The following is a 23,077-nucleotide window of genomic DNA, read 5'->3' on the forward strand; positions in this document are numbered from 1 at the left end:
ATACGGTACTTTGATGAAAATTGCTTTTTTTGTTACTGGCTTTCCCAAGCTTTCAGAAACTTTTATTCTTAACCAGATCGTAGGTTTGCTGGATAAGGGACATGATGTGCGTATCCTTTCCTTTGAAAAGGAGTACGGCATTTCACATGATACGATCGCAGAATACGGTCTGGTTGAAAAAACGACGTATTTACTACCTGAAAGTGAAAGCAGGTATATGAAAGTACTGAAACTGGCTTTTTGGTCACTTTCAGGAATGTTGAAAAAGGGTGTAGCACGCAAGGGCTCCCTTCGGGAAACCGTGAATCATTATGCCGCCCTGGGTAAGCATTCCCGGGTGGGGAATTATGATGTGGTGATAGCTCATTTCGGGCCTGTTGGCGTGCAGGCGTTGAATCTCAGGCTGGATGATTTCTTTACGGGTAAACTGGCTACCGTCTTTCATGGCTATGATATTTCACGATATCAGGTACTTGAAACGTACACGGAGCGGTACAGGAAATTATTCAGAGAAGGTGAGTTGTTTTTACCTATCAGCCAGCTTTGGTCTGACAGGTTGCAGTCACTGGGCTGCCCGCCTGACAAAATCATGCTTCATCGCATGGGCGTTGATCCCGAAAACTTTGCCTGGATTGATCGTTGCAAGCATGAATCGGGGGAAGCTCTTCGCTTTCTGAGTGTTGCCAGGCTGGCTCCTAAAAAGGGAATTGATGACGCTATCAAAGCTCTTGCCGAGCTAAAGGTGCGTGGGTACACATTTGAATATGAAGTGATTGGTGGTGGCGACCAGCTGGATCGCTACAAGACACTTGCAGCCTCTTTGAATGTGTCTGAAGAAGTATCCTTTCTTGGTGAGCGGACTCAAACGGTTATTCGGGAAAAAATGGCGAAGGCACATTTTTTCCTGTTGCCCAGCAAGGTTGCATTTGATGGTGATATGGAAGGTATTCCTGTGGCCTTGATGGAAGCCATGTGCTTGGGTTTGCCTGTGATCTCTTCTACACATAGCGGTATACCTGAACTGATTGAGCATGGTGTTACCGGGTTCCTTGCCATCGAAAACGATAGTGCTTCTCTAGCCAATGTTGTTCAGGAAGCTGTAGATACACCTCCGGACAGGATTGAAATCATTCGTGATGCAGCGCGGGAGAAAGTCAATAAGGAGTTTAACAAGGTGCATCTTATTGACGAGCTTGAGGAGATCTTGAGCAGGGTGGCTGCATCATGAAAGCAGGCGGGCTGGCAGGAAATGTCTCATGGACTTTTCTTGCTACAATAGTCAATTCCATCGTTCAAATTGTTCAGTTGGGGATTGTCGGGCACTATGTGGCTGTCTCCGACATGGGCCTGCTGTCGGTCGTTGTTGCTATTGTAAATATCGGTATTATTTTCCAGGACGTGGGGTTTTCATCTTTTCTTATTTATAAGCAGGATATAAAAGATCGTCAACGCCATCTCCTTTTTAGCCTGAATATTTTGCTTGGTATATTACTCTTTGGTCTGAGTATTGCTTCTTCCGGATTTATTGAGGATTTGATTAATAAGCCAGGATTTGCAGCACTGTTTTGTGTTGGAGCACTGAATTTTCTGGCATTGGGGTTGGGTAGCCAGGCTCAGGCCTTGATGATAAAGAGCAAGGCCCTTAACACGATGGCCCAGTTTGATATGTCGGCCAAATTTCTGGGACTTGGTGTTACCGTAGCACTGCTATTTGTCGGCTATGGTATCTATTCCCAGCTGCTGGGAATGATTGCTGCAAATCTGTTCATGAGTCTTCTGTGCTTTTTCAAGGTGAACAAAAGTTATCCGATACGGTTTTATTTTGGCCGTGACTGTTTGACGGATCTCAAGGAGCCTCTGGCGTTCGGTAGCTATCATCTTGGCAGTGTGCTTATTGGTGAGTTCCGTAAACAGTTTGATGTGTTTCTGGCGGCTCGCTTCTTGCCTGCTCACACACTCGGGCTTTATACAGTGGGTAAGGAGCTGGCACTGCGTTCCATGATGATTATTCGGCCTGTTATTCAGAAAGTGGTAATGCCTATTTTTGCGGAACAGCAGAGTACCCCTGATAAGCTTAGGAAGTCATATCTCACTACACTCTATGGTATTACGGCAGCATTCGGTATTCCTGCTGCCATAGGGATGATATTTTCAGGTTTCTTCCTAAGTGTTATTTATGGTGATAAGTATATTGAAGCCGATCAGTTCTTTTCAATATTTATTCTTATTGCCTATCTGCGTTGTCTTGGGCTGCCTACTGGCGTACTTGCTCAGGCCATGGGTAAAACAAATATCGAATTTTACTGGAATATTATTTCCACGATCGTTCTTTGTGCAGTGCTGGTGCTAACCGTATTTGTCGGTGTTGGCTATTTCGCCTTTGCCATTCTTGCCGTTCAGGTAGTGCTGACCATAATGCAGCGTCGACTTTTTCTGAATCGACTGATTAATGTGGGTCTATTCCAATATACGATCAGTTGGTTGGCTGGCTTTATTGCTTTGTCGTTGGTTTACTTTTTCTGGGTGGGTTTCTGATATGGACGTCAGTGTTGTTATTCCAACATATAATAGTTCGGAATTTATATACAAAGCGATCGATAGTGTCATCGTTGCGGCTGAAGGGCTTCAGTTTGAGGTCATTCTTGTCGATGATTTTTCCAACGATATCGATAAACTCAAGGAAGTGGTTCAAGGGTATGCCAGCGCTCGATTGATCCTGAAAGAGAGCAAGTCGAATGCTGCTGTATCACGAAATACCGGAATCATGAATGCTACTGGTAAACATATCTTTCTGCTTGACTCGGACGATGCGTTTGCACCGGATCATATTCGGAACCGCATAAGCCTGCACGCCGACACCGGTGCAGATTTTATTTTTGGCGCCTTCACAGAGCGGGGCAGCAGGGATCGTCATTTCATTGACAGGCACAAGGACTGTTCTGCGCGTGATTACCTGTTCGTACATGATGGCGACATAAGGACATCTACCATATCCCTGGCCAGTAATGCCCTATTGATGAATGGTTCTCTTGACAAGCATCAGGACTGGGGCTTTTTTCTGGATGTAGACGATGCCCAGGTCAAATGGGTATATGATGATCGTCCTACGGTCATTCTGTATGTCGACCGAACAACCAATATGAGTAGTTCGGCCAATACGAAAGCCAGCCAGTTTTTCATCGATGCCTATTTGCGTCAGAATGCTCATATTACAGGGTTTTGTAAAAGGCAATTTTTGAGCGCCATTGTCAGCAACGATGAGCAAAGCTACCGTTTCTTTACTCAACGCATGACGTTGTCCTGTCTTTCGACGCAGCTCAAGGCGATCAAGATTTTGGGCGATGCAAGCCTTAAACTTGGCCTTTTTTCGTCGTTTTCAGGCTTGCTGCGCCAACTACGATCCAATCGCTAGGAACTGCTATGACATTTGAACTGGCAGGCTATCTGTTGATCTGTGCTCTGACAATATTTGCAACACTATCAACGCGCAATGTTTTGTCAATTCTGTTTATCTATCTGTCAGTTATTGGTTATATGATAGCTGTACGATTTGCTGGATATGACTATGACATGTACTTGTATGCAAGGATGCTGGATGCAGGCCTTGATTTCAGTGCTGACAATGTATATTACGTCCGGGAATTTGTTTTCTGGTTTGGGCTTCCGAAGATTTTTGATCTGGTTCAGGATCAGAAGTGGACATTTATTGTTGTAGACATTATTTGGGTGTCATTGCTGTTTTATGCGTTGCTGAACAAGAAGAACAGCTCAAGAATCCCATTGTTTTGTGCTCCTTTCATGATAGTGTTTTTTCCTCTATTGATGGGGTATCAAAATATTTATCGGCAGTTCCTGGCCTCTATCTTCGTTCTTTTTGCCTTTTATGGCTTCAGAAACAAATATGTTGTTTACCTGCTGAGCATGGTTGCTTTCTTTATCCATAACTCTGCCATAATTTACCTGCCACTTTTGTACTTGTATGCAGCTAGAAAGGCATCGCCGACAGGCAAGCTCAATATCCTGCAGAAGGGGATGTTTGCCCTTTCATATGTGGTCATGGTGGGCGGTATATACTATTCCTCTCTTAGTGATACAGATCTGTCGAAGTCTTCCGACAGTACCGGCATTTCTCTGGGGCCGGCTTATGCAGCCCTCTTTGCAGCATTTTTTATAGCATCCATCTTCATGGCTCGCTTCAAGGTCAAGGAGCTGTTCTCTCAGTATGCGTATATCGTCTACTCATTCTTCTCGTTTTTGTTGATATGGCCAGTCCTGGGTGGTGCTCAAGGGGAGCGCGTTGGCATGATGCTTTTGATCATTATAGTGCCTATGTTTGTTACCCAGCTTGATGGTATTTTCAGGCAACCAACATTACGTATAACCGTTCGACTTTTATTTGTCTTGTTGGGTATTGCACCATCATTCTTATTTTCATCGGCGTTTAACTTCCTTTTGACTGGTAGCTGAAATGAAAACCCGTATTCTATACATCGTTACTACGATGAAACGCTCTGGGCCTATAAATCAGCTTTTTCAGCTGATTTCAAATCTTGATCCGGAGCGTTATGAATTACATATGATCTCTCTTTCAGAGGAGGGTGATAATTCCATAAAGGATAGATTTGAACCTTTCATGTTGACAATGTCCTGCCTGGGCTTGTCCAGATATTCATCCTTTTTCGTGGCAAGAAATTCCCTCAGGAGTGCGGTAGAAAGAGTTGAGCCTGATCTTGTTCATACTCAGGATCTGAGAAGCGATTTTTACTCGCTTTTTTTGAACGGGATTCCTTGTGTCAGTACAGTGCATAATTATCCCTATGGCGATTACCCTTACTCCTTTGGCAAGGTCAAGGGAAGGGGGCTCGCATGGTTACATTTACGTATCTTCAGCAGGAAGCAGCGTTGTATCACTGTTTCAAGAAGTATTCTGAAATTTCTGAACAAGCTTGATGATCCCAGATTTACATTTATACGTAATGGGGTTGATGACACGTACTTCATGCCTTCCACCCATGATGTTAAAATCCGGTTCAGACGTGACAAGGGGTTACCGGAAGATGCGACAGTTTATATCGTCAGCGCGCATCTAACCGAACTCAAGGATCCTGAAACAGCAGCTCGCGCCATTACTGAATCCAGTGGCAATAATATTTTAGTCTGCCTGGGTGATGGGCCACTCAGAGAGTCATTGGAACAGCGTTATGGTGGTGAGAAGGTAAGGTTTGTTGGTTATCAGTCCAATGTCATTGAATGGCTTCATGCCGCTGATGCCTACCTTTCTGCTTCGTTTACGGAGGGGCTGCCCATGGGAGTTATCGAATCCCTGGCCTGCGGTTTGCCAGCAGTTCTTTCTGATATACCTGCACATCGTGAGCTTCATGAGCTTAATAACGACGCGGTGGCGCTCTTTGAAACCGGAAATGTCGCGTCTCTTGTCCAGACGCTGAACAAGGGCCTGTTTTCTGATGCAGAACAGGTCGATTATCGTTCCCGGTGTGCACTTTCCATTGTTCGGGATCATTTAAGTGCCCGCGTCATGGCCGGTCATTATCAGACGGTCTATGACGAGGCCATCAAGAAGTATGCAGGAGCCTGAAACAATGCCGTTTTCCGTTTTAATGTCCATTTATGTCAAGGAAAAGCCGGATTATCTCCGACTGTGCCTTGAAAGTCTTGATGCTCAAACCCTGAAGGCCGATGAGGTTGTCATTGTTGAAGATGGCCCGATTGGTGACGATCTTCGGCGTATCATTGATGAATATCGTGAACGAATTTCCATCGTTTCCGTGCCACTTCAAACCAATGTGGGTCTTGGCGCTGCCCTGAATGCCGGTCTGGCGCAGTGTCATCATGAACTGGTGGCGCGTATGGATACAGACGATCTGTGTCGGCCCGACAGATTTGAAAAGCAGGTGCGTTATTTTGAGCAGTATCCTGATACAGATGTGCTGGGTGGGGCCATCTCCGAATTCAATGTGACGCCTCAACAGCCTCATGCGATTCGTGAGTTGCCGGTAGGTCGGGACAAGGTACGTGAATTTGCCAAGGCACGTTGCCCGGTCAATCACATGACCGTCATGTTCCGGAAATCGGCCATTGATGCGGCCGGGGGCTACCAGCCGTTTCTGGGGATGGAGGATTATTATCTGTGGGCAAGACTACTGGTCGCAGGTCAGGTCATGGATAACATGGCTGACATCCTGGTTGATGCACGTGTAGGTAATGGAATGCTTACGCGTCGGCGTGGCTGGCACTATTTCAAGCAGGATGTCATCTTGCAGAACAAGTTTCGCAAAATGGGGTTCATCAGTACGGGTGAGTGTGTTCTGAATGCTGCCAAACGGGCGCCTCTTCGTTTGGCACCCGAGTGGTTACTGGCGCTGGTGTATCAGCGGTTCCTGCGTAAAAGCGTGTCCTGAGCAATATTTTCGAATACGTTTATAGCTGAAGGCCATGCCTGTTCCAGGGCATGGCTGATCCTGTCAATCTGAGCTTCGCGCTCCTTTTCATAATCGTATTGTTCTCTCTGCCTTAGACCTGCCCATGCAAGTAATGAATCCAGTGCGTCGGGCGTATCAAAAATGCCATGAAGATAAGTGCCGGCAATCTGGTTATCTGCTGATAGCATGCCGTCTTCATGGCCATCGTCGCATCTGATCAATCGCCTGATGGTCTCGGTTGCCCTGCTTTGGCCAACATGAATTTCATACCCTTCACATCGCGTCTGGTCGTGGATGAATGCACCCTTTACTCGCGCCAGTGCCTTCCTGCTGCTCAGGGTCGTATGCAGGGGAAGCCATCCCAGCCCTGTACTGCTGCCGGCGGTACCTTCAACGCCATCAGGGTCATCAATGGCAAGCCCCAGCATTTGAAACCCACCACAGATTCCAATGACCTTTCCTCTATAGCGTAAATGACGTGCAATGTGTTCTTCCCACCCATGGCTTTTGAGCCACGCAAGGTCAGCGCGAGTATTCTTGCTACCGGGTAGAATAATCAGATCCGCTTCTCCGGCCTCATTGGGCGAAGTACAGAAACGTACGGCCACTTCAGGGTGGCGACGAAGCGGGTCAAGGTCAGTATGATTCGATATCCTGGGCACCAGAGGCACCACGACCTGCAGGGCACGTGTACTGTCGCCGGTATTGCCACCCCGGGATAGCCCATCCTCGGCTTCAAGATGAAATTCTTCAAGAAATGGAAGCACGGCCAGTACCGGTTTACCGGTGCGTTCTTCAAGCCATTTAAGGCCTGGTTCAAGCAGGGTGATATCCCCGCGGAAGCGATTGATGATAAAGCCGATAATGCGTTTCTGCTCAGTGGCAGACAGTACGTCAACGGTGCCGGTGAGGTGGGCAAACACCCCACCGCGATCAATATCTGCCATGAGAATTACCGGGCAATCCACGGCTTCGGCAAACCCCATGTTGGCGATGTCATGTTCTCGCAGGTTAACCTCACCGGCACTTCCGGCACCTTCAACAAATACCCGGTCATACTGATGTACCAGACGGTCGTGTGCTTCAACGACCTTCGTAAGCAGTTCGGGTTTAAAGTAGTGATAACGCTTTGCGTTCATATTGCCAACGGCCTGGCCATGTACAATGACCTGAGCACCTGTATCGGAATTGGGCTTGAGCAAGACCGGGTTCATGTCGGTGGTTGGCGCAATGCACGCCGCCATTGCCTGTACTGCCTGGGCCCGCCCGATTTCGCCACCATCAATCGCTACTGCACTGTTAAGCGCCATGTTCTGCGGCTTGAAAGGCGCAATGCGGTAACCCTGACGGGCAAAGAGCCGACACAATGCAGTGACCAGCGCACTTTTACCGGCATCAGAGGTCGTTCCCTGAATCATCAGCGTGGTGGGGGAGCGAAAGCGGGTCTTCGATACATCTGAAGTCATTGAGCCTGTTCCTGGCGTTGATCGAGGGTAAGCAGTAGGTGTTCTAGTTGTTCCTCCCGGATCCCCGGGGTCTGCCAAAGGCCTCGCTGGCAGGCTTCCAGCAGCCGCTCGCCCATTTCCTGAAGGGCCTGTGGGTTATGCGCTTCCAGAAAGTGGCGATTGTCAGTATCAAACAGCAGAGCCTGGGTAACCGCTTCGTACTGATAATCGGCGATCAGCATCGTGGTGGCATCGTAGGCAAACAGGTAGTCAACCGTGGCAGCCATTTCAAAGGCGCCCTTGTAACCGTGTTCACGCATGGCGCTGTGCCATTTTGGATTGAGTGCGCGGCTCCTGAGCACCCGGTCAAGCTCTTCCTTGAGCGTTCGGATCCTGGGATGGGCCGGCTGGCTGTGATCACCATGATAGACAGCCGGGGCATGCCCCTTCAGCGTGGTAACGGCGTTGGTCATACCGCCCTGAAATTGATAGTAATCATCGGAATCAAGCAGATCGTGCTCGCGGTTGTCCTGATTCTGTACGACGGCGTCCAACTGACTCAGCTGATAGGCCAGTGCCTGACGTGCCGGAGTTCCAAAGGCATGCTCGCCGTAGGCATAGCCCCCCCAGTTCAGGTATGCCTCGGTCAGGTCGCTGCGATCCGACCAGCAACGTTCGTCGATGAGTCCCTGCAGGCCGGCACCATAGGTTCCGGGTCGTGAACCGAAAACACGATGGCGTGCCGTTTCCCGAGCCTGATCAGCAGGGAGTGTAGCCTTCAATGCCGCTTCTCGAGCCGTGACATGCCGCCGAATCGTATTGAGCTCCGGTGGCTCCTCAAACTCGGCCAGTTGATGTATGGCCGCGTCCATTAAATGCATCAGATTGGGAAAGGCATCCCGAAACAGTCCGGAGACACGAAGGGTAACGTCTACACGGGGCCTTCCCAGCAGAAACCCGGGGATGATTTCAAAACCGGTAACGCGCTGAGAGCCTGCGGCCCAGCGGGGCTTGACGCCCAGCAGTGCCAGTGCCTGGGCAATGTCGTCGCCGCCGGTGCGCATGGTCGAGGTGCCCCATACGGAGATACCAATGTGTTCCGGATAGTCACCGTGTTCCTGCAAATGTCGTTCAATCAACAGCTCGGCAGACTGCTGGCCGAGTGTCCATGCCATTTTGCTGGGCACGGCGCGGCTGTCGACCGAAAAGAAATTACGCCCGGTTGGCAGGGTATCCAGCCGTCCGCGCGTCGGGGCTCCACTGGGGCCTGGTGGCACGAATCTTCCACTCAGCGCATGTCTGATGGCGTAAAGCTCGTTTTCTGCACTACGCTCCAGCGCGGGCATCAGCTGTTTTTCCAGCAGGTGGATTACATGGGTCATTGCCGGCCCCTGCAGGGGTGTTTCAACTGATAGCAGGTCAGTGTCAAGCCAGGCCTCGATCGCCTGAATGGCCAGTTGCTCAAGCCGTTCCCGAGTATCGAATTCGGTGCGCCAGGCTGCACCGCTGACGTCACTCAGCCGTTGCGGTCGAGGGCCTGCCCAGGTAGCGGCTGTCGCTGTCAATGGGTCAAAGTCGGGGGGAAGCAGCAGGTCCGAAGCGAGTGCATGCAGGATTCCCTGATCTTCATTGCCATCGCCTCTGGGTAATCTGAGCAGGGCAACCAGTGTCTCGATCAACTTGTCACGCTCCGGCAGAGTGCCGAGACGGTGCAGGCCATGCCGAATCTGCGATTCCTTGATGTCGCACAACCAGGTATCCAGTGCTGCCAGCGTATCGTCTTCTTCAGTGGACGGTGATAACTCTTCCAGTACGTGAGATTCCCGGGCCTTGTCCAGCAGAGCATTTTTCAGGTGTTCGGCTCGGCGGTCGTCCATGCCCAGCGCCTGGTAATATTCATCTGCAAGCTCTTCGAGTTCCGAAAGGGGGCCATAGAGCTCTGCTCTGGCCATGGGAGGCATCAGGTGGTCGATGATAACGGCCTGGGTTCGTCGCTTGGCCTGAGCGCCTTCACCCGGGTCGTTGACGATGAAAGGGTATAGATGGGGCAGGGGAGCGAACGCGGCTTCCGGCCAGCATTCGGATGACAGGGCCGTTCCCTTGCCGGGCAGCCACTCCAGGTTGCCGTGCTTGCCTACATGAACCACGGCGTTTGCCCCCCAGGTCTCCGTCAGCCAGAAATAAAAGGCCAGATAGGCATGGGGGGGCACCAGATCCGGGTCGTGATAATTGGCATCAAGGTCAATATCAAATCCTCTGGCCGGTTGAATGCCGATAAACACATGGCCAAAAAGGCGGCCGGCAATCATCAGGCAGCCGGCACGATATTTAGGGTCCTGTTCCGGTGTGCCCCAGCGCTCGTTCACGGCCTGCTGGAGCGTAGCCGGCAGTCGCTTGAAACGCATGTGATAGGCATCAAGGGTCATGCTTTGAAAGCAGGGGCGCTGGTCGAGTGTATCGAGGTCATTGGTGATGCCCTCGCATAGCCGCTGGATCAGCGCATCCCCGTCATCAGGAAGGTGGCCTGTCCTGTAGCCTGCATGGGACAGCATTTTCATGATGGCCAGAGTCGATGCCGGCGTATCAAGGCCTACGCCATTGCCGATGCGCCCTTCCCGGGTAGGGTAGTTGGCCATGACAAGCCCGATGCGCTTGTCTTCATTGGGAAGTGTGGATAATGCAGCCCATCGGGCGGCCAGAGTCAGTACGTGACGGGCGCGATCGGGCTGAAGGCGAAAGCGAATGACCGGGCTTTGTGTCCGTGTGCTATAACGTTCAACGTGCTTGAAGGCCATGGCACGACTGATGATCCGGCCATCCATTTCCGGCAGGGCGACCTGCATTGCCAGATCCCGGTTGCGTAATCCGCGGGTCTGACTTTGCCAGTCTTCCTCGGTGGTACTGGCAAGAATCGCCTGGATAACAGGAATATCGGCCTTGAAGACGCGCTGGTCCTCTCGAGGCAATGAAGACATGGCAGCATTACCGTGCTGGGCGAGGGAAAATCCGGTGGTATTGATAATAACCTGCACGTTGGCGCGCTCGGCAATATCGGTGATCAGTGCCATGCAGTCATCGCGCTTGAGCGAGGTAACTGCCACCGGCAAGACAGTCAGCAACTGTTGCCGAGCTTCCTCGAGTAGTGCATCGAACAGCCCGGTGTCCAGAGCCTGCAGATGGCTTCGATAAAAAATCAGTAATGCTGTTGCCTGATTCTTCTCTCGGTGCTGCTGCCATTCACTGAAGGTGGCTCCCATGGCGTGATCGGGATGATAAATCAGTGCCGGGGGCAAGGCACGAGGCGGTGGCGGTAGTGGCAGGCTGTTATCCTGGCAATGACACAGATACCCGATGGCCTGATTCAGGTTCCAGGCACCCCCTTCCCGAAAGTACCGCCATAAGGTGTGCGCCATTTCCATGGGTACCGATCCATCGGCCCAGAGCTCGGGATCATCCTGGTCATCACCGGGTACGAGTATCAGCTGGCGTTCCGGTTGAGCATGCTGCCATGACTGGAGCTGCTCCAGACCGTACGGCCAGTAGTTTTTGCCGCCCAGCAGGGAAACGACCACGATCCGTGCCTGAGTCAGCACATTATCAGCATAAAGATCGAATGAGGCCGGTTTGGAGAGGTTAAGCCAGTTGGCCAGCCGAATGCTCGGCAAGGGGCGATCATATTGATCAATGCAGTCGGCCAGGCCGGCAAGAAGGCTGTCGGCCGCGGCCAGAATGATGATTTCGGCGCTTTCCTGAGCCAGATCGATAATGCCGTCGTCGTCGCCAAAACCGCCGGGTTGGGCAGCAAAAAGATGCATGGGAAGTAGTGCTCTCAGCGTCGCGGGGGAAGGCCACCAAAACGTTGAGCATACCATACCGAAACGGCCCCTCAGAGGGGGCCGTCAATGCGATATCTGGTAATTATATGCTTTGTGACAGGTACGCCTTCTGCGCCTTGCCCTGCTGCTGCTGTCGTGTGGACTCTCTGGTCAGATGGTCCTTGTTCTGATTCAGAAGCACTGCGATCTGCTCGTTTTTGGCGATCAGAAACGCCAGAACACGTGCCTTGTCCGGAAATTCAGCATCCGTACCGGCCGCCTCGTCGGCAGCTTTTACTGCCTGGATGGCATCATCATGCTGTGTTCGAAGGGCCGCCAGTCGCTCCATATCTTCATTATCAGCAGCATCCAGCACACTATTGGTAATCCTGACCAGCGCCTGGTAGCTTTTTTCCACGTCGTTCATGAGTACACCGCGCCATCGACGGTCTGGCCTATTTCCTTCCAGGCGCCACTGATATCGCTCAACAGGGCGCTGACCCTGCGGATCGCGTCAGCATCATTACGAACATTGGCTTTTGTAAGCTCTCGGGACATGTAATCGTAAAGGCTGTCGAGCTGCTCTGCCAATGGGCCACCCTGTTCCTTGTCGAGGCTGGCGCGCAATCCTTCTTCGATAATGCGAATGGCCTTGGACAGTGATGTTCCCTTGAGCGCGATATCCTTGTTGTCGATGGCCCAGGTGGCTTTCATCAATGCCGCCTGGGCGCCATCAAACAGCATGACAATCAGTTGATGTGGCGTAGCGCTCATGACACCGGTTTCAAGGCCGATATCGGCGTATGCACTGGCTCGAGTACGTGCAAGCATGTTGCAACTCTCCCTTAATTTTGAGGCGTATTCAGTGCTGAAAGCTGCTGACTTAGATAGCTACTGGTGGAGTTGATATTCGACAGGAGCAAATCCAGGTCATTGAACTGCTTCCTGTAACGATCCACGGTAGAGTCAATGCTTCTCTGAATGGTTTCCTTGCGATCCTTCAACGATTCCAGTCGGCTATCAATACTGCCTGTGACCGTATCAAGTACCCCTCCGTCATCCAGCATGCTGCCCAGTGTAGTGCTCAATACTGACGTTACTCCGGATTCTCCATCTGCTCCGATCATCAGGGTAGAAAGGCTGGAGACATCCGCCATGGCCTTGTCAAAACGAGTATTGTCAATTTCCAGTTTGCCGTCCTTGTTCAGGGATATGCCGGCCTGTGTGAGATAGTTGAGACTATCGCCACTGACACTGGTATTGAAGGCACCCCGAATCTGGTTCTGGATGGAGCGAACCGTGGACTCCCCCAAAAGTGAGCCGTTACTGCTTTTGCTTTCGGCATCATAGGTGGTCTGAATATCGATCAGGTCCTGCATGGAGTTATAGCTGCTGACCAGCGTCTCGAATGCTTCACGTATCGTGCCATCATCCTGAGCCACCACCATGTTTTCAGCTGTGTCATTGACCGAATTCAACGTAAGTGTCACACCCTGAATGGCTTCTTCAACGGTATTGGTATCGCTGGTAATCGCCAGGCCGTTGATCTCAAGATTGGCGTTTTTGGCCTCACTGGTTTCCGTCAGATTACCGCTATTATCGGCACTGTTGTAATTGAGAAGATCCTGAAGTGACGTGTCTGTATTCAGGATATCGTCATTGGTGACCGACATGTTGATCTGAGAGGATTCACCTGTCTTGTCAGATGTCATGACCAACCGATAGGGCGTGCCGCTGCCATCATTGATAATCGAGGCCGTCACGCCTGCATCAGCAGTATTGATGGCATCCCGGATACCTTCGAGGGAACTGTTGGTGCTGTCCAGCGCAATATCTGTCGTACTGGAAACATTGCCAGCGCCATCAGTGATCGACAGCGTCAGTGTGCTGTTGCCGCCAGTACCAATGGTGTCCGTGCGGCTGGCCTGACCTGTAGTGGCCAGCGACTGCGCAGACGCCAGGTTCAGAACCTTGATGCTGTAATTGCCTTCCTGGGCATCTGTGCCGCTGGTAGCGGAAAAGGCGGTACTGGTGGTGGTAATACTCTTGCTTTCATAAAGCGCCGGGTCGGCCAGTGCATCGACAGCTCCCTGAAAACCTTCCAGGGCACTGGAGAGGCGGTTGTAGCCGTCCAGCTTGTTGGTGTAGCTTTTTTCCTGAATCTTGATGGGCTCCAGACGAGAACTCTCTGACCTTTCAAGTCCCTTGAGAAGGGTGGTCAGGTCCAGCCCTGAGCCAACGCCGAGCGATGTAATTGAAGGCATGATGTCCCCTGCAGCACATGAAGAACTGATTGGCTGTATTATCTTCGCGCGACATGAGCGAAGTTCCATGGTGCAGTTAACGGCATAACGTGTAGCGGCTTTAGACTTTCATTCGGAAAATTCACTGCCTGTTTTCACAGGCAGTGAGCCGGGTGATTCAGCACTCGGCCTGTCTTAGTGCTTCCTCGAGGATCGAGGCATCAAGTCCCTTGCCAATCAGTACCAGGCGGGTCTCTCGAGGTTCGTCACTGTGCCAGCGACGATCAAAGTGTTGCGTCAGGCGCTGGCCCACGGCGTGGACTACCTGACGCATCGGCTTGCCGACATCGGCAAAGCCCTTGGCCCGAAAGATGCGATGCGTTGCAACCAGCTTCGCAAGGGCAGACTCCAGTGCCACCGGATCGACCTGGCCTAGCCGAACAACAACATGGTCAAAGTCATCGTGGGCATGGTGATGCTCATGGCCATGATCATGGTGATGGTCGTGATGGGTGGATAGATCCTCGATTCGGGTTTCGCTGGCGAGCCCCAGCCCCATGAGAACCTCGGCATCTACCTGGCCATCACGGATGCGCAGGGTCTTGACGTGATCAGCGAGCTTTGATGACAGCATCTGTTCCACGCGGTCGATATCTTCCTCTGACATCTGATCGGTCTTGCTGATGGCGACCAGGTCAGCGGAGGCGAGCTGGTCGTCCAGTAATTCCTGCAGGGAAGGGTCATGATCCAGGTTTTCATCCGCCAGACGCTGGGAGGCCACTCGCGCTTCATCATGGGCTACCTGCCCATCGGCCAGCGCCGGGCCATCAACGACCGTAATGACCGCATCGACCGTGCAGAACTGCCTGACTTCCGGCCAGTTGAAGGCTTGTACCAGTGGCTTGGGCAGTGCCAGCCCTGACGTTTCGATCACGATGTGGTCAATTCGATCACGCCGAGCGACCAGCTTCTTCATGACAGGCAGAAATTCCTCTTCTACCGTGCAGCAGATGCAGCCGTTGGCCAATTCATAAATGCCATCATCATCGTCGACTGCCGCACAGGCAGCGTCACCATGATCGAGCTGGCAGTTCTTCAGCAAATCAGCATCGACATCCATCTCGCCGAATTCATTGACGATTACGGCGATTCGCTTGCCACTGGCTTGCCGCAGGACATTGCTCAGCAGGGTAGTCTTGCCGCTGCCGAGAAAACCGGTTACCACGGTGGCGGGAATCTTGTTGAGATGCATGGGGGAATCCTTGGAGTATCAACGCTTGACCCGGCGAGGGGTCTGCGTACTGAATTTAGGGCGATAAATGTGGGCCTGGTCGGCGTCGTACAAATAGGAGTCGCGGAAGTCCTGCGGGTCGAGCACTTCACCGACCAGAATCAGGGCCGTACGCGTAATCTTCGCCGCACGCACCTGCTCAACAATGTTCGACAGGGTGCCGACAAGGTGTTGTTCATCAGGCCAGCCCACGCGGTAACAGACCGCAACCGGCGCTTCAGCACCATAGTGGGGAATCAGGGTCTCGACGATGCGATGAATGCGGGTAATGCCCAGATGAATCGCCAGTGTGGCGCCATGGCGTGCGAGTGCATCCAGATTTTCCCTTTCGGGCATCGGCGTCTTGCCGGCAAAACGGGTCATGATCACCGTCTGGGTCACACCGGATAGCGTCAGTTCACGCTTCAATGCAGCACTTGAGGCACTGGTGGAGGTGACGCCCGGGACGACCTCGCACGCAATTCCCAATGCATCCAGTCGACGCATTTGTTCACCTACAGCGCCATAAATGGATGGATCGCCTGAATGCACACGGGCCACGTCCTGACCATCGGCATGCGCCTGCTTCATTCGGGCAATAATGGCGTCCAGTGACATGGAGGCCGTATCAATGACATCTGCCCCCTCTGCGGCTTCACCCAGAATTTCCACCGGCACCAGCGAGCCGGCGTAAAGAATGACCGGACAGCGCTTGATCAGGCGTAACCCCTTGACGGTCATCAGCTCCGGGTCGCCGGGGCCGGCACCGATAAAGAACACGGTCATGAAGAGGCTCCAGCGCGTTTCTGTTCGTAGCCGCGTGGGGTATAGACCCACTCGTTGCGGCCAAAGCGGATGTGCCGGGTCGTAGTGCTGCCGACCATTACCAGCGTCAACATGTCAATATAAGCTGCATCCAGATCTGCCAGCCGTACTACGGTAACAGCCTCATCGGTTCGGCCAAGGTCGCGGGCAATGATGACCGGCGTATCCGCCGAGCGCTGTGTGAGCAGCACGTCACGGGCATGATTGAGCTGCCAGTCCCTGCGTTTTGACACCGGATTGTAAAAGGCAATGACGAAATCGCCCATGGCAGCAGCCTCGATGCGTCGCTCGATGGTTGGCCAGGGCGTCAGCAGGTCCGAGAGTGAAATGGCACAGAAATCGTGCCCCATGGCGGCGCCCAGTCGGGCAGAAGCCATCTGCATGGCACTGATGCCGGGGATGACCCGGATATCAATCCTTTCCCATCCCCGGCCGTTTTCCTCGCCTTGGTTGGCCTTGTCGAGCAGCTCGAACACCAGCGTTGCCATGGCGAAGATGCCGATATCACCACTGGATACCAGTGCGGTGACGTGACCGGCGCTGGCAAGGTCGAGCGCCAGACGGGCACGCTCGGTTTCCTCGCCCAGATCGCGCTTGTGATGGCGCTTGCCGTTCATGCGCTCACCAAGCAGATCCATGTAAAGGCCATAGCCGACGATATCGCTGGCGTGCTCGATGGCATCCAGGGCTTCGGGAGTGATGTGGGCCGCGTCGCCGGGGCCGATACCTACAAGATACAGGGGAGTCATGGCATTACTCGTAATAGCTGCGGGCGATGGCACAGGTCGCCCGGCGGGTTTTCTGTTTGGGTAGCACCAGCTCGGCCGGGCGGTGGGTCAGTCGGGTCGCTGCAACAAGGGCCGCTGCTTCCGCGACGCCATAGACACCAACTTCACGAAAGACCACGTCGGAGCGCTGGCTCAGCAGGTGTTCGACATCGCGCAGTTCAGGCACGCTGAAGGTATGATAAGGCCAGCCATGGTGCGCGGCTGACTGGATCAAACCGATTTCATCGGCCTTGACCGCGATGCTGGCCAGGCCGGCGATATCCTGATGATGCAAGTGACACTGCATCAGGCAGTCGGTTATTAGTGCATCCAGGTGGGCCTGGTCGCAGTGACGCTCACAACCCATGCCAAGGGTATACACGGGACGGGTGTAGCGCGCAGCGCTGGTCGCGACTAGCGTGGCTCCCAGACACGTGGCCAGTTCATCTCCCAGCGCATTGGCACCACCTTCGTGGCCTGAAAGCATTGGAATCACGAATCGGCCGGCTTCATCAAGCACCAGTACCGGCGGATCCTGATACTTGTCGGTCAGCACTGGCGCCAGTGTGCGCATCACGATGCCGGTAGCGCAAATGAACACCAGGGGGCGCCGTGTGGCACGGCTGTCAATAAAACGGGTCTGTATCTGATGGCCGAACGGCGAAGGGCGGTGCCAGTGTTCGGCGTTTGGCCAGTGTCGGCAAATGCGCTCGGCCAGGCCACGGCCTGCCTCGGTCAACGATACCAGAGTGGTCATCGGGCGCCTCCCCTGTGTCGGCGGCTGACAACGAATAGCGAAAAATAGGGGCCTGGACCCTCGGGCAGACGGGTAAGATCAGGGTAAAGCGCCTGCCGCGGGGTACTCAGGTGCTCAAGGTAATACCCTTCATTCAGGCGGCCGGCGGCGGCGATGGCTGCCGTAATGGTGTGGCGCTTGCGCCCCCCCTTCATGATGACCAGCGTATCGAAGGTATCCAGTGCCTGACGCAGTCGGTCGTCATCGTCTCTTGCGCTGATGATTGCCAGGTGTTCGCCCAGCATGGTCAGCGGCAGGCCGGTGGCGGCACTGGCGGCGTGCAGCGAGCTGATGCCTGGAATGGTTTCACAGGGAAAGTCATCGGCGAGGCGGGCGAGCAGGTAGGCAAATGACCCGAAAAAAAGGGGATCACCCTCGCATAGAAAGGCCACATCCTGGCCGTTTTCAAGCGCCCGACGAATCTCGCCGGCGGTGCGCTCATAGATGATGTCGATGGTGGTGCGGTCATGACTCATATCGATCTGTACGGTCAGATGACGCTGGCGCCGGGTGGCCGGCAGGCTGTCACGGGCAATATCTGCAGCCAGCGAATAGCCTTTGGCATTGGTGATATAGCACACCACATCGACCCGCTGCAGCACGCGGTGTGCCTTGAGGGTCATGAGCTCCGGGTCTCCTGGACCTACACCAATGCCATAGAAGGTCGCACTCATGTCGGGAGTCCTTGCTCGGTAGGCTGGTCTGGTTTGATGAAGCGTACCAGGGTGACCGGCAGGCGGGGGCGCAGCAGGCGCTGGCCGCCGAGCAGGCTGCCGCGGCTGATGTCGATGCGACACCAGTGACCGTCCAGGCCGTGTTGGCCTTCAAATCGCGTCAGACAGGCCTGGCTGGGTTCCGTGACGCCACTGGCGATCAGTCGTCCGCCGACCGGTAACCGCTCCCAGACCTGTTCCAGCAGGTCATCCAGGGCTCCGTCACTGCCACCAATGAATACCACGGTCGGGTCAGGCAGTGTCGCCAGCAGCGACGCTGTAGCCGTGGCATCGTGCAGTACCAGTTGTCGGTCAAGCCCGAAGCGACCCTGGTTGGTCGCAAGGGCATCAAACCGCTCGGGATGATGTTCAATGGCATGAACGTATCCTTTGGTCAGCCGCCTGGCCCATTCGATACTCACCCCACCACACCCTGCGCCAATATCCCAGCCGGTCTCGGTTGGGTTCGGGTCAAGCATGGCCAGCACCTGCTGGCGGACTTCCTGCTTGGTCAGCATGCCTTGGCCCGGCGTGGCGTGATCCGTCTGATACTGAGTGTCGGTCAGGGCTGTGCGGGCCCATGCCTCAGGCGCCCTGTCCGGCAGTGCAAGCCAGACCACGTTGAGGGCATCAAAGTCGGGAGCTGTCGCGATCAACGCGTTCAGGCTGTCCCACTGCGTGACGCGCTCTTCGGGGTAGCCCAGTCGTTCTCCCACGGCGCAGCGAACGTTCTGCCAGCCCAGTGCGCTCACGTATTCGGCAATGGCCAGGGGATGGGTATTTCCGTCAGTAAGAAGGGCCAGTTGCCTGCCTGGTACCAATGCGTTGTAAAGGCGTGACAGGGGGCGGCCGTGCAGGCTGATGGTGGTCAGCTCGTGCAGATTTTCCTGCAGCCGGTGTGCCAGAGCCTGAACACTCGAAATATTCGGGTGGCTTACGAAGGTGATGTCGGGCCAGCGCATCTTCAGCGTATTACCGATGCCATAAAAGAGAGCATCTCCAGAGGCCAGTAGCGCTACCTGACCCTTCAGTTTCCTTAGCAGGGTGCCCAGATCATCAAGGGGACGGGGCAGCAGGTGCTGCCGTGCCGGCAGGTCCAGATGAGTCACCATGTCGAACTGACGGGCGCTACCGACAATGTGGTCTGCCTGCTTTATCGCCTCGTACGCGGCACGGGAAAGCACGGCCGGGCTTTCAATGCCAAGGCTTACTACCTGTAACGGCTGCATCAGTAGCGCTCTCCGACATCAAGGCGTAACAGGGTATTGAAGGCTGCAGCCGTCAGTGCACTGCCGCCCTGGCGGCCCAGCAGAGTCATGCAGGGAACACCGAGAGACTGACTGGTATTCCATAGCAGCGCCTTTGATTCCGCGGCGCCCACGAATCCTACCGGCATCCCGATGATCAGTGCCGGCTTCGGCGCGCCGTCGCGAATCATTTCCAGCAAACGGAACAGCGCCGTCGGAGCGTTGCCGATCAGCACGATGGCACCCTCCATGTGCGGACGCCAGGCGCTCAGTGCGGCCATGGTGCGAGTTTCCTGGCGTGCGCGGGCCTGCTCGATGGTGGCAGGGTCACGCAGAAAGCAGGAGGGGGTAATACCGCGCGCTTCGAGAAAACGCTGGGTCAGGCCAAAGCGAACCATTTCCACATCACACAGCACGGCTGCCTGCGCGCAAAGGGCTGCCCGCCCGGCGTCGGTAGCGCCCGGGCTGATGCGAAGAACATCAACAATGTCCGGCTGGCCGCAGGTATGTACCAGTCGCAGAGCGACCTGAGCGTCATCCTCGGTCAACCCGTCAAGCGGTGTCAGCTCACGGATGCGCCGAAAGCTTTCGGCTTCGATCGCCCGGGGGTCATGCTCATATGCTGGCCAGTCCGATACAGTCATGACTTGTCGCTTGCAATCGTGTCGTGATGGTGGGGATGGCCATGATCATGGTGATGCCCGTGGCTGTGATGAGCATGATGATGCCCGTGCCCATGATGATGGTCGTGATGGTGATCGGCATCCGTTCCCGCACCGCGGACGTGGTGATGGTGGCCTTCCTGCGGTGCTCCGACCTTGTGCTCATTGCCCACGATCTGAACCCGATACTGACACAGCTGACAGTTCATGTTGGGTGTGCCGTTTTCGATGTCATTCAGCCGGTCTGCAAAGGTTTCTATGACCAGCGGATGATCATTGAGGTAGCCGGCCTTGACCACCCTGACGTCCGGATGCGCGCCCTGATACTCATCTGCCCAGGCGTATATCTTCTTGATCAGCCGTCCCGTAAACAGAAAATAGGGGAACACGATGACCTGCTTGTACCCCAGTCGATGGGCCTTGTCGAAGGCTTCCGGCAGCAGGGGCGTGGTTACGCCACTGTAGCCGGTAGTGGCCCAGCCAAAGCCCATGCCTTCTTCAAGCATCCGCGTGATCTTGCTGATGTTGGAATTGGCATCCGGGTCGGAGGCGCCGCGGCCTACCACCATCAGCAGAGTATCTTCGCGCCGGTAGTCTTCGCCGAATTCAGCTTCGGCGTCTTCAATGCGGTCACGTGCGGCCTGCAGCATATTGGCGTTAACGCCCAGTTCTGCCCCGTAATTGATCGTTACGCCTTCAAACTCGGCCTGCAGGGCATTCAGTTCGCTTGGAATGTCATTCTTGGCGTGGCCAGCGGCCATCAGCATGCCGGGAATGGCCGAAATGGTGGTGGCGCCCTGATCCACCAGTTTCTTGACCCCGTCATAAATCACCGGGCTTGCAAACTCCAGAAAGCCATAGTCACACAGGCGGTCAGGATAACGGGCGCGGAAATGCTCGGTCAGCCGGGTAAATTCCTGCACGGCGTCCACATCTCGGGAGCCGTGTCCTACAAACAGGATGGCGGGTTTATCAGTCATGATTTCTCCTCGTTACACGCTCGAGCCGGCCGGGCGCACAGCGCCCTGATCAGGTCAGCCGGCTGATCGAATTGGCGCGATGTCACCGGCAGGGCCGGGCGGCGCAGTAAAAGTACGGGCAGTTTCAGGGCGCGGGCCGCGTGCAGCTTGGCCGAGGTGGCATGACCACCACTGTCCTTGGTGACGACACAATCGATGCCGTGGTGCCGTAACGTGGCCAGTTCATCGCTGACGTTGAACGGGCCGCGGGCAATCACCAGCTCATGTGGCGGCGGTACGTGCAGTGTCTGGGCGCTGCGTATCACCATCTGCTGGCTGGGCAGGGCCCTGTTCACCAGGGGCAGGCCGCTGGCTCCCAGAGTGATCAACGGACGCTGCCAGGCGTCGAGTGCCTGTCCAAGTGCCTCGATATCGGGCAGATAGTGCCATTGGTCGTCGGGATGCGGTTGCCAGTACGGGCGTATCAGTTGCCAGCAGGGTAACCCGGCTGCCTGTGCGGCGGTGGCAGCCGTTTCGGAAATGCGGGCGGCAAAGGGGTGTGTGGCATCCAGTACATCGGTGATGTGATGCTTGCGTAATAAGGCGTCCACCCCCTGACGGCTGGTGTGTTCAGGACCTGAAAACCCACCGACCCTGGTCGGAAAGGGAAAGTCATCCACCGGCAGGCGTCCGGCGATGCTGTAAAGCAGTGGAACTCCGAGTCTGTTCAGTGCCTCGGCCAGCCGACGGGCCTGGCCGGTACCGCCAAGTATCAGTACCTTCATGAAGCCTCCGATGGCCAGCGGGCCAGGGGCTGGCCCTGCCGGTCGACAGCGGTCACGTCCAGTACGGTGCCTGCCGGCAGCCGACGGTGTGCCTGTTGCCAGGCGCGGTGGCAAAGCATCGTCGCCAGAGGAATGTCGGAGGCACGAGCAAGGGCTTCCCCGGTAGTGTTGGCGGCAAGAATGGCCTGCTGAACGGCCTCGCTGGCCCCGGCAGCCTCGGCGCAGGCCCGCATGAATTCAAAGTTGATCGATGAGGCGCGACTGTGCAGGTCAAGATGGCCGTCAGCCAGCTTGCTGATCTTGCCAATGCCCCCTACCAGAGAAAGGCGAGCCATGGGAACGCGTTTCAGATGCTTGAGTACGGCACCCGCAAAATCCCCCATCTCGATCAGTGCCATATCGTCCAGGCCAAGCGCCGTGCGGGCATAGCGCTCGCTCATGTTTCCGGTCGTTGCCGCGATATGGCTCAGGTGATTGGCGTGGGCCACATCGATGGCCTGATGAATCGAGGCAATATAGGCAGCGCAGGAAAAGGGGCGAACAATGCCGGTAGTGCCCAGAATCGACAGGCCTCCAGTAATGCCCAGGCGGGGGTTCATGGTTTTCAAGGCCAGGGTTTCGCCCTGTTCGACACCTATGCCGACATGAAATCCACCGCGATAATTCAGCTCGCTGGCCAGTGCCGTCAGGTGCTCTTCCAGCATGCGGCGCGGAACCGGGTTGATGGCCGGTTCACCGACCGGCACGGGCAGTCCGTCACGCTGAACAATCCCGACGCCCCGCTCGGCATGAAAAAAAACGCCCGGTCCGGGGCTGCAGGTGATCACTGCGAATACAGTAGCGCCATGCGTTACATCCGGGTCATCGCCCGCATCCTTGATGGTGTCCGCCCGGGCCTGGCCCGCTCGGGGGCAGCTCAGCGCCGTAATCGGCAGGCTGACCCGCTTGCCCGGCTGGCCACGCCGTGAAGGAAGGTCAATGTCGCACTGCTCGGTGCGCTGGCCCGTAAGCAAAAAACGCGCCGCTGCCAGGGCGCAGGCTGTCGCACAGCTCCCTGTCGTTAGACCGCTTCTCAGCGGGCGGGCGGATTCATCGCTCTCGGGCCACATG

21 protein-coding genes are annotated in these 23,077 nt (G+C 54.8%); 6 read left to right on the forward strand and 15 right to left on the reverse strand.

Annotation, left to right across the window (positions count from 1 at the left end; translation table 11 throughout):
- Positions 1-13: 13 nt before the first annotated feature.
- From OQ287_RS02850 to OQ287_RS02875, 6 genes are read left to right on the forward strand one after another with little or no spacing between them, the layout of a single operon-like run.
- A complete protein-coding gene (locus OQ287_RS02850) occupies positions 14-1,228 on the forward strand; it encodes a glycosyltransferase (RefSeq protein ID WP_250936501.1) in 1,215 nt (404 codons plus the stop codon).
- Positions 1,225-2,535 (forward strand): oligosaccharide flippase family protein, encoded by a 1,311-nt coding sequence (locus OQ287_RS02855; protein ID WP_265895514.1) that lies wholly within the window; start codon positions 1,225-1,227, stop codon positions 2,533-2,535. The genes OQ287_RS02850 and OQ287_RS02855 overlap by 4 nt, the downstream gene beginning before the upstream one ends.
- 1 nt (position 2,536) lies before the next feature.
- A complete protein-coding gene (locus OQ287_RS02860; RefSeq protein ID WP_265895515.1) occupies positions 2,537-3,412 on the forward strand; it encodes a glycosyltransferase family 2 protein in 876 nt (291 codons plus the stop codon).
- Positions 3,413-3,420: 8 nt separating this feature from the next.
- The gene (locus OQ287_RS02865) at positions 3,421-4,467 is read left to right on the forward strand and encodes an EpsG family protein (RefSeq protein ID WP_265895516.1); all 1,047 of its coding nucleotides are present in this window, start codon (positions 3,421-3,423) and stop codon (positions 4,465-4,467) included.
- A gap of 1 nt (position 4,468) precedes the next feature.
- Positions 4,469-5,596 (forward strand): glycosyltransferase family 4 protein, encoded by a 1,128-nt coding sequence (locus tag OQ287_RS02870; RefSeq protein WP_265895517.1) that lies wholly within the window; start codon positions 4,469-4,471, stop codon positions 5,594-5,596.
- A 4-nt stretch (positions 5,597-5,600) separates the two neighbouring features.
- Positions 5,601-6,419 (forward strand): glycosyltransferase, encoded by an 819-nt coding sequence (locus tag OQ287_RS02875; RefSeq protein WP_250936506.1) that lies wholly within the window; start codon positions 5,601-5,603, stop codon positions 6,417-6,419.
- On the opposite strand, the gene OQ287_RS02880 is transcribed toward OQ287_RS02875, so the two are convergent.
- From OQ287_RS02880 to OQ287_RS02950, 15 genes are all read right to left on the reverse strand, one after another.
- Positions 6,389-7,906 (reverse strand): cobyric acid synthase, encoded by a 1,518-nt coding sequence (locus tag OQ287_RS02880; RefSeq protein ID WP_265895518.1) that lies wholly within the window; start codon positions 7,904-7,906, stop codon positions 6,389-6,391. The genes OQ287_RS02875 and OQ287_RS02880 overlap by 31 nt on opposite strands.
- Positions 7,903-11,700, reverse strand: a complete 3,798-nt coding sequence (gene cobN, locus OQ287_RS02885; RefSeq protein WP_265895519.1) for a cobaltochelatase subunit CobN — start codon at positions 11,698-11,700, stop codon at positions 7,903-7,905. The genes OQ287_RS02880 and cobN overlap by 4 nt, the downstream gene beginning before the upstream one ends.
- Before the next feature lie 103 nt (positions 11,701-11,803).
- Positions 11,804-12,127, reverse strand: coding sequence for a flagellar protein FliT (gene fliT, locus OQ287_RS02890; protein ID WP_265895520.1), 324 nt, complete (start codon positions 12,125-12,127; stop codon positions 11,804-11,806).
- Complete coding sequence (gene fliS, locus OQ287_RS02895) at positions 12,124-12,531, reverse strand: flagellar export chaperone FliS (protein ID WP_250936510.1); 408 nt, start codon at positions 12,529-12,531, stop codon at positions 12,124-12,126. The genes fliT and fliS overlap by 4 nt, the downstream gene beginning before the upstream one ends.
- A 14-nt stretch (positions 12,532-12,545) precedes the next feature.
- Positions 12,546-13,964 (reverse strand): flagellar filament capping protein FliD, encoded by a 1,419-nt coding sequence (fliD, locus tag OQ287_RS02900; RefSeq protein WP_265895521.1) that lies wholly within the window; start codon positions 13,962-13,964, stop codon positions 12,546-12,548.
- Between the two features lie 157 nt (positions 13,965-14,121).
- A complete protein-coding gene (cobW, locus tag OQ287_RS02905; protein WP_265895522.1) occupies positions 14,122-15,195 on the reverse strand; it encodes a cobalamin biosynthesis protein CobW in 1,074 nt (357 codons plus the stop codon).
- Positions 15,196-15,213: 18 nt separating this feature from the next.
- Positions 15,214-15,999, reverse strand: coding sequence for a precorrin-4 C(11)-methyltransferase (cobM, locus tag OQ287_RS02910; RefSeq protein WP_250936513.1), 786 nt, complete (start codon positions 15,997-15,999; stop codon positions 15,214-15,216).
- Positions 15,996-16,787, reverse strand: coding sequence for a precorrin-3B C(17)-methyltransferase (cobJ, locus tag OQ287_RS02915; RefSeq protein ID WP_250936514.1), 792 nt, complete (start codon positions 16,785-16,787; stop codon positions 15,996-15,998). Before cobJ ends, cobM begins: the two co-directional genes overlap by 4 nt.
- A gap of 4 nt (positions 16,788-16,791) precedes the next feature.
- Positions 16,792-17,562 (reverse strand): cobalamin biosynthesis protein, encoded by a 771-nt coding sequence (locus tag OQ287_RS02920; RefSeq protein WP_265895523.1) that lies wholly within the window; start codon positions 17,560-17,562, stop codon positions 16,792-16,794.
- A complete protein-coding gene (gene cobI, locus OQ287_RS02925; RefSeq protein WP_250936516.1) occupies positions 17,559-18,275 on the reverse strand; it encodes a precorrin-2 C(20)-methyltransferase in 717 nt (238 codons plus the stop codon). The genes OQ287_RS02920 and cobI overlap by 4 nt, the downstream gene beginning before the upstream one ends.
- On the reverse strand, positions 18,272-19,543 hold the full coding sequence (cbiE, locus tag OQ287_RS02930; RefSeq protein ID WP_265895524.1) for a precorrin-6y C5,15-methyltransferase (decarboxylating) subunit CbiE: 1,272 nt from the start codon (positions 19,541-19,543) through the stop codon (positions 18,272-18,274). The genes cobI and cbiE overlap by 4 nt, the downstream gene beginning before the upstream one ends.
- Positions 19,543-20,205 (reverse strand): precorrin-8X methylmutase, encoded by a 663-nt coding sequence (locus tag OQ287_RS02935; protein ID WP_265895525.1) that lies wholly within the window; start codon positions 20,203-20,205, stop codon positions 19,543-19,545. The genes cbiE and OQ287_RS02935 overlap by 1 nt, the downstream gene beginning before the upstream one ends.
- Positions 20,202-21,203: a sirohydrochlorin chelatase gene (locus tag OQ287_RS02940; protein ID WP_265895526.1), complete on the reverse strand. Its 1,002-nt coding sequence runs from the start codon at positions 21,201-21,203 to the stop codon at positions 20,202-20,204. Before OQ287_RS02940 ends, OQ287_RS02935 begins: the two co-directional genes overlap by 4 nt.
- Positions 21,200-21,967 carry a precorrin-6A/cobalt-precorrin-6A reductase gene (locus tag OQ287_RS02945; RefSeq protein ID WP_265895527.1) on the reverse strand — a complete coding sequence of 256 codons (768 nt, stop codon included), beginning with the start codon at positions 21,965-21,967 and terminating at the stop codon, positions 21,200-21,202. Before OQ287_RS02945 ends, OQ287_RS02940 begins: the two co-directional genes overlap by 4 nt.
- Positions 21,964-23,076, reverse strand: coding sequence for a cobalt-precorrin-5B (C(1))-methyltransferase (locus tag OQ287_RS02950; protein WP_265895528.1), 1,113 nt, complete (start codon positions 23,074-23,076; stop codon positions 21,964-21,966). Before OQ287_RS02950 ends, OQ287_RS02945 begins: the two co-directional genes overlap by 4 nt.
- Position 23,077 lies beyond the last annotated feature (1 nt).

This window comes from Larsenimonas rhizosphaerae, from assembly GCF_026240105.1.
Classification (GTDB): Bacteria; Pseudomonadota; Gammaproteobacteria; order Pseudomonadales; family Halomonadaceae; genus Larsenimonas; species Larsenimonas rhizosphaerae.

What these genes read in the sequence shown, in the direction of transcription:
- OQ287_RS02950 (WP_265895528.1), bottom strand. Translation starts at nt 23,076, where the DNA reads ATGTGGCCCGAGAGCGATGAATCCGCCCGCCCGCTGAGAAGCGGTCTA.
- fliS (WP_250936510.1), bottom strand. Translation starts at nt 12,531, where the DNA reads ATGCTTGCACGTACTCGAGCCAGTGCATACGCCGATATCGGCCTTGAA.
- cobJ (WP_250936514.1), bottom strand. Translation starts at nt 16,787, where the DNA reads ATGACTCCCCTGTATCTTGTAGGTATCGGCCCCGGCGACGCGGCCCAC.
- cobI (WP_250936516.1), bottom strand. Translation starts at nt 18,275, where the DNA reads ATGAGTGCGACCTTCTATGGCATTGGTGTAGGTCCAGGAGACCCGGAG.
- fliD (WP_265895521.1), bottom strand. Translation starts at nt 13,964, where the DNA reads ATGCCTTCAATTACATCGCTCGGCGTTGGCTCAGGGCTGGACCTGACC.
- OQ287_RS02920 (WP_265895523.1), bottom strand. Translation starts at nt 17,562, where the DNA reads ATGACCACTCTGGTATCGTTGACCGAGGCAGGCCGTGGCCTGGCCGAG.
- cobW (WP_265895522.1), bottom strand. Translation starts at nt 15,195, where the DNA reads ATGCATCTCAACAAGATTCCCGCCACCGTGGTAACCGGTTTTCTCGGC.
- OQ287_RS02865 (WP_265895516.1), top strand. Translation starts at nt 3,421, where the DNA reads ATGACATTTGAACTGGCAGGCTATCTGTTGATCTGTGCTCTGACAATA.
- OQ287_RS02870 (WP_265895517.1), top strand. Translation starts at nt 4,469, where the DNA reads ATGAAAACCCGTATTCTATACATCGTTACTACGATGAAACGCTCTGGG.
- fliT (WP_265895520.1), bottom strand. Translation starts at nt 12,127, where the DNA reads ATGAACGACGTGGAAAAAAGCTACCAGGCGCTGGTCAGGATTACCAAT.
- OQ287_RS02940 (WP_265895526.1), bottom strand. Translation starts at nt 21,203, where the DNA reads ATGACTGATAAACCCGCCATCCTGTTTGTAGGACACGGCTCCCGAGAT.
- OQ287_RS02880 (WP_265895518.1), bottom strand. Translation starts at nt 7,906, where the DNA reads ATGACTTCAGATGTATCGAAGACCCGCTTTCGCTCCCCCACCACGCTG.
- OQ287_RS02935 (WP_265895525.1), bottom strand. Translation starts at nt 20,205, where the DNA reads ATGACTGTATCGGACTGGCCAGCATATGAGCATGACCCCCGGGCGATC.
- OQ287_RS02855 (WP_265895514.1), top strand. Translation starts at nt 1,225, where the DNA reads ATGAAAGCAGGCGGGCTGGCAGGAAATGTCTCATGGACTTTTCTTGCT.
- OQ287_RS02875 (WP_250936506.1), top strand. Translation starts at nt 5,601, where the DNA reads ATGCCGTTTTCCGTTTTAATGTCCATTTATGTCAAGGAAAAGCCGGAT.
- OQ287_RS02850 (WP_250936501.1), top strand. Translation starts at nt 14, where the DNA reads ATGAAAATTGCTTTTTTTGTTACTGGCTTTCCCAAGCTTTCAGAAACT.
- OQ287_RS02860 (WP_265895515.1), top strand. Translation starts at nt 2,537, where the DNA reads ATGGACGTCAGTGTTGTTATTCCAACATATAATAGTTCGGAATTTATA.
- cobM (WP_250936513.1), bottom strand. Translation starts at nt 15,999, where the DNA reads ATGACCGTGTTCTTTATCGGTGCCGGCCCCGGCGACCCGGAGCTGATG.
- cbiE (WP_265895524.1), bottom strand. Translation starts at nt 19,543, where the DNA reads ATGCAGCCGTTACAGGTAGTAAGCCTTGGCATTGAAAGCCCGGCCGTG.
- cobN (WP_265895519.1), bottom strand. Translation starts at nt 11,700, where the DNA reads ATGCATCTTTTTGCTGCCCAACCCGGCGGTTTTGGCGACGACGACGGC.
- OQ287_RS02945 (WP_265895527.1), bottom strand. Translation starts at nt 21,967, where the DNA reads ATGAAGGTACTGATACTTGGCGGTACCGGCCAGGCCCGTCGGCTGGCC.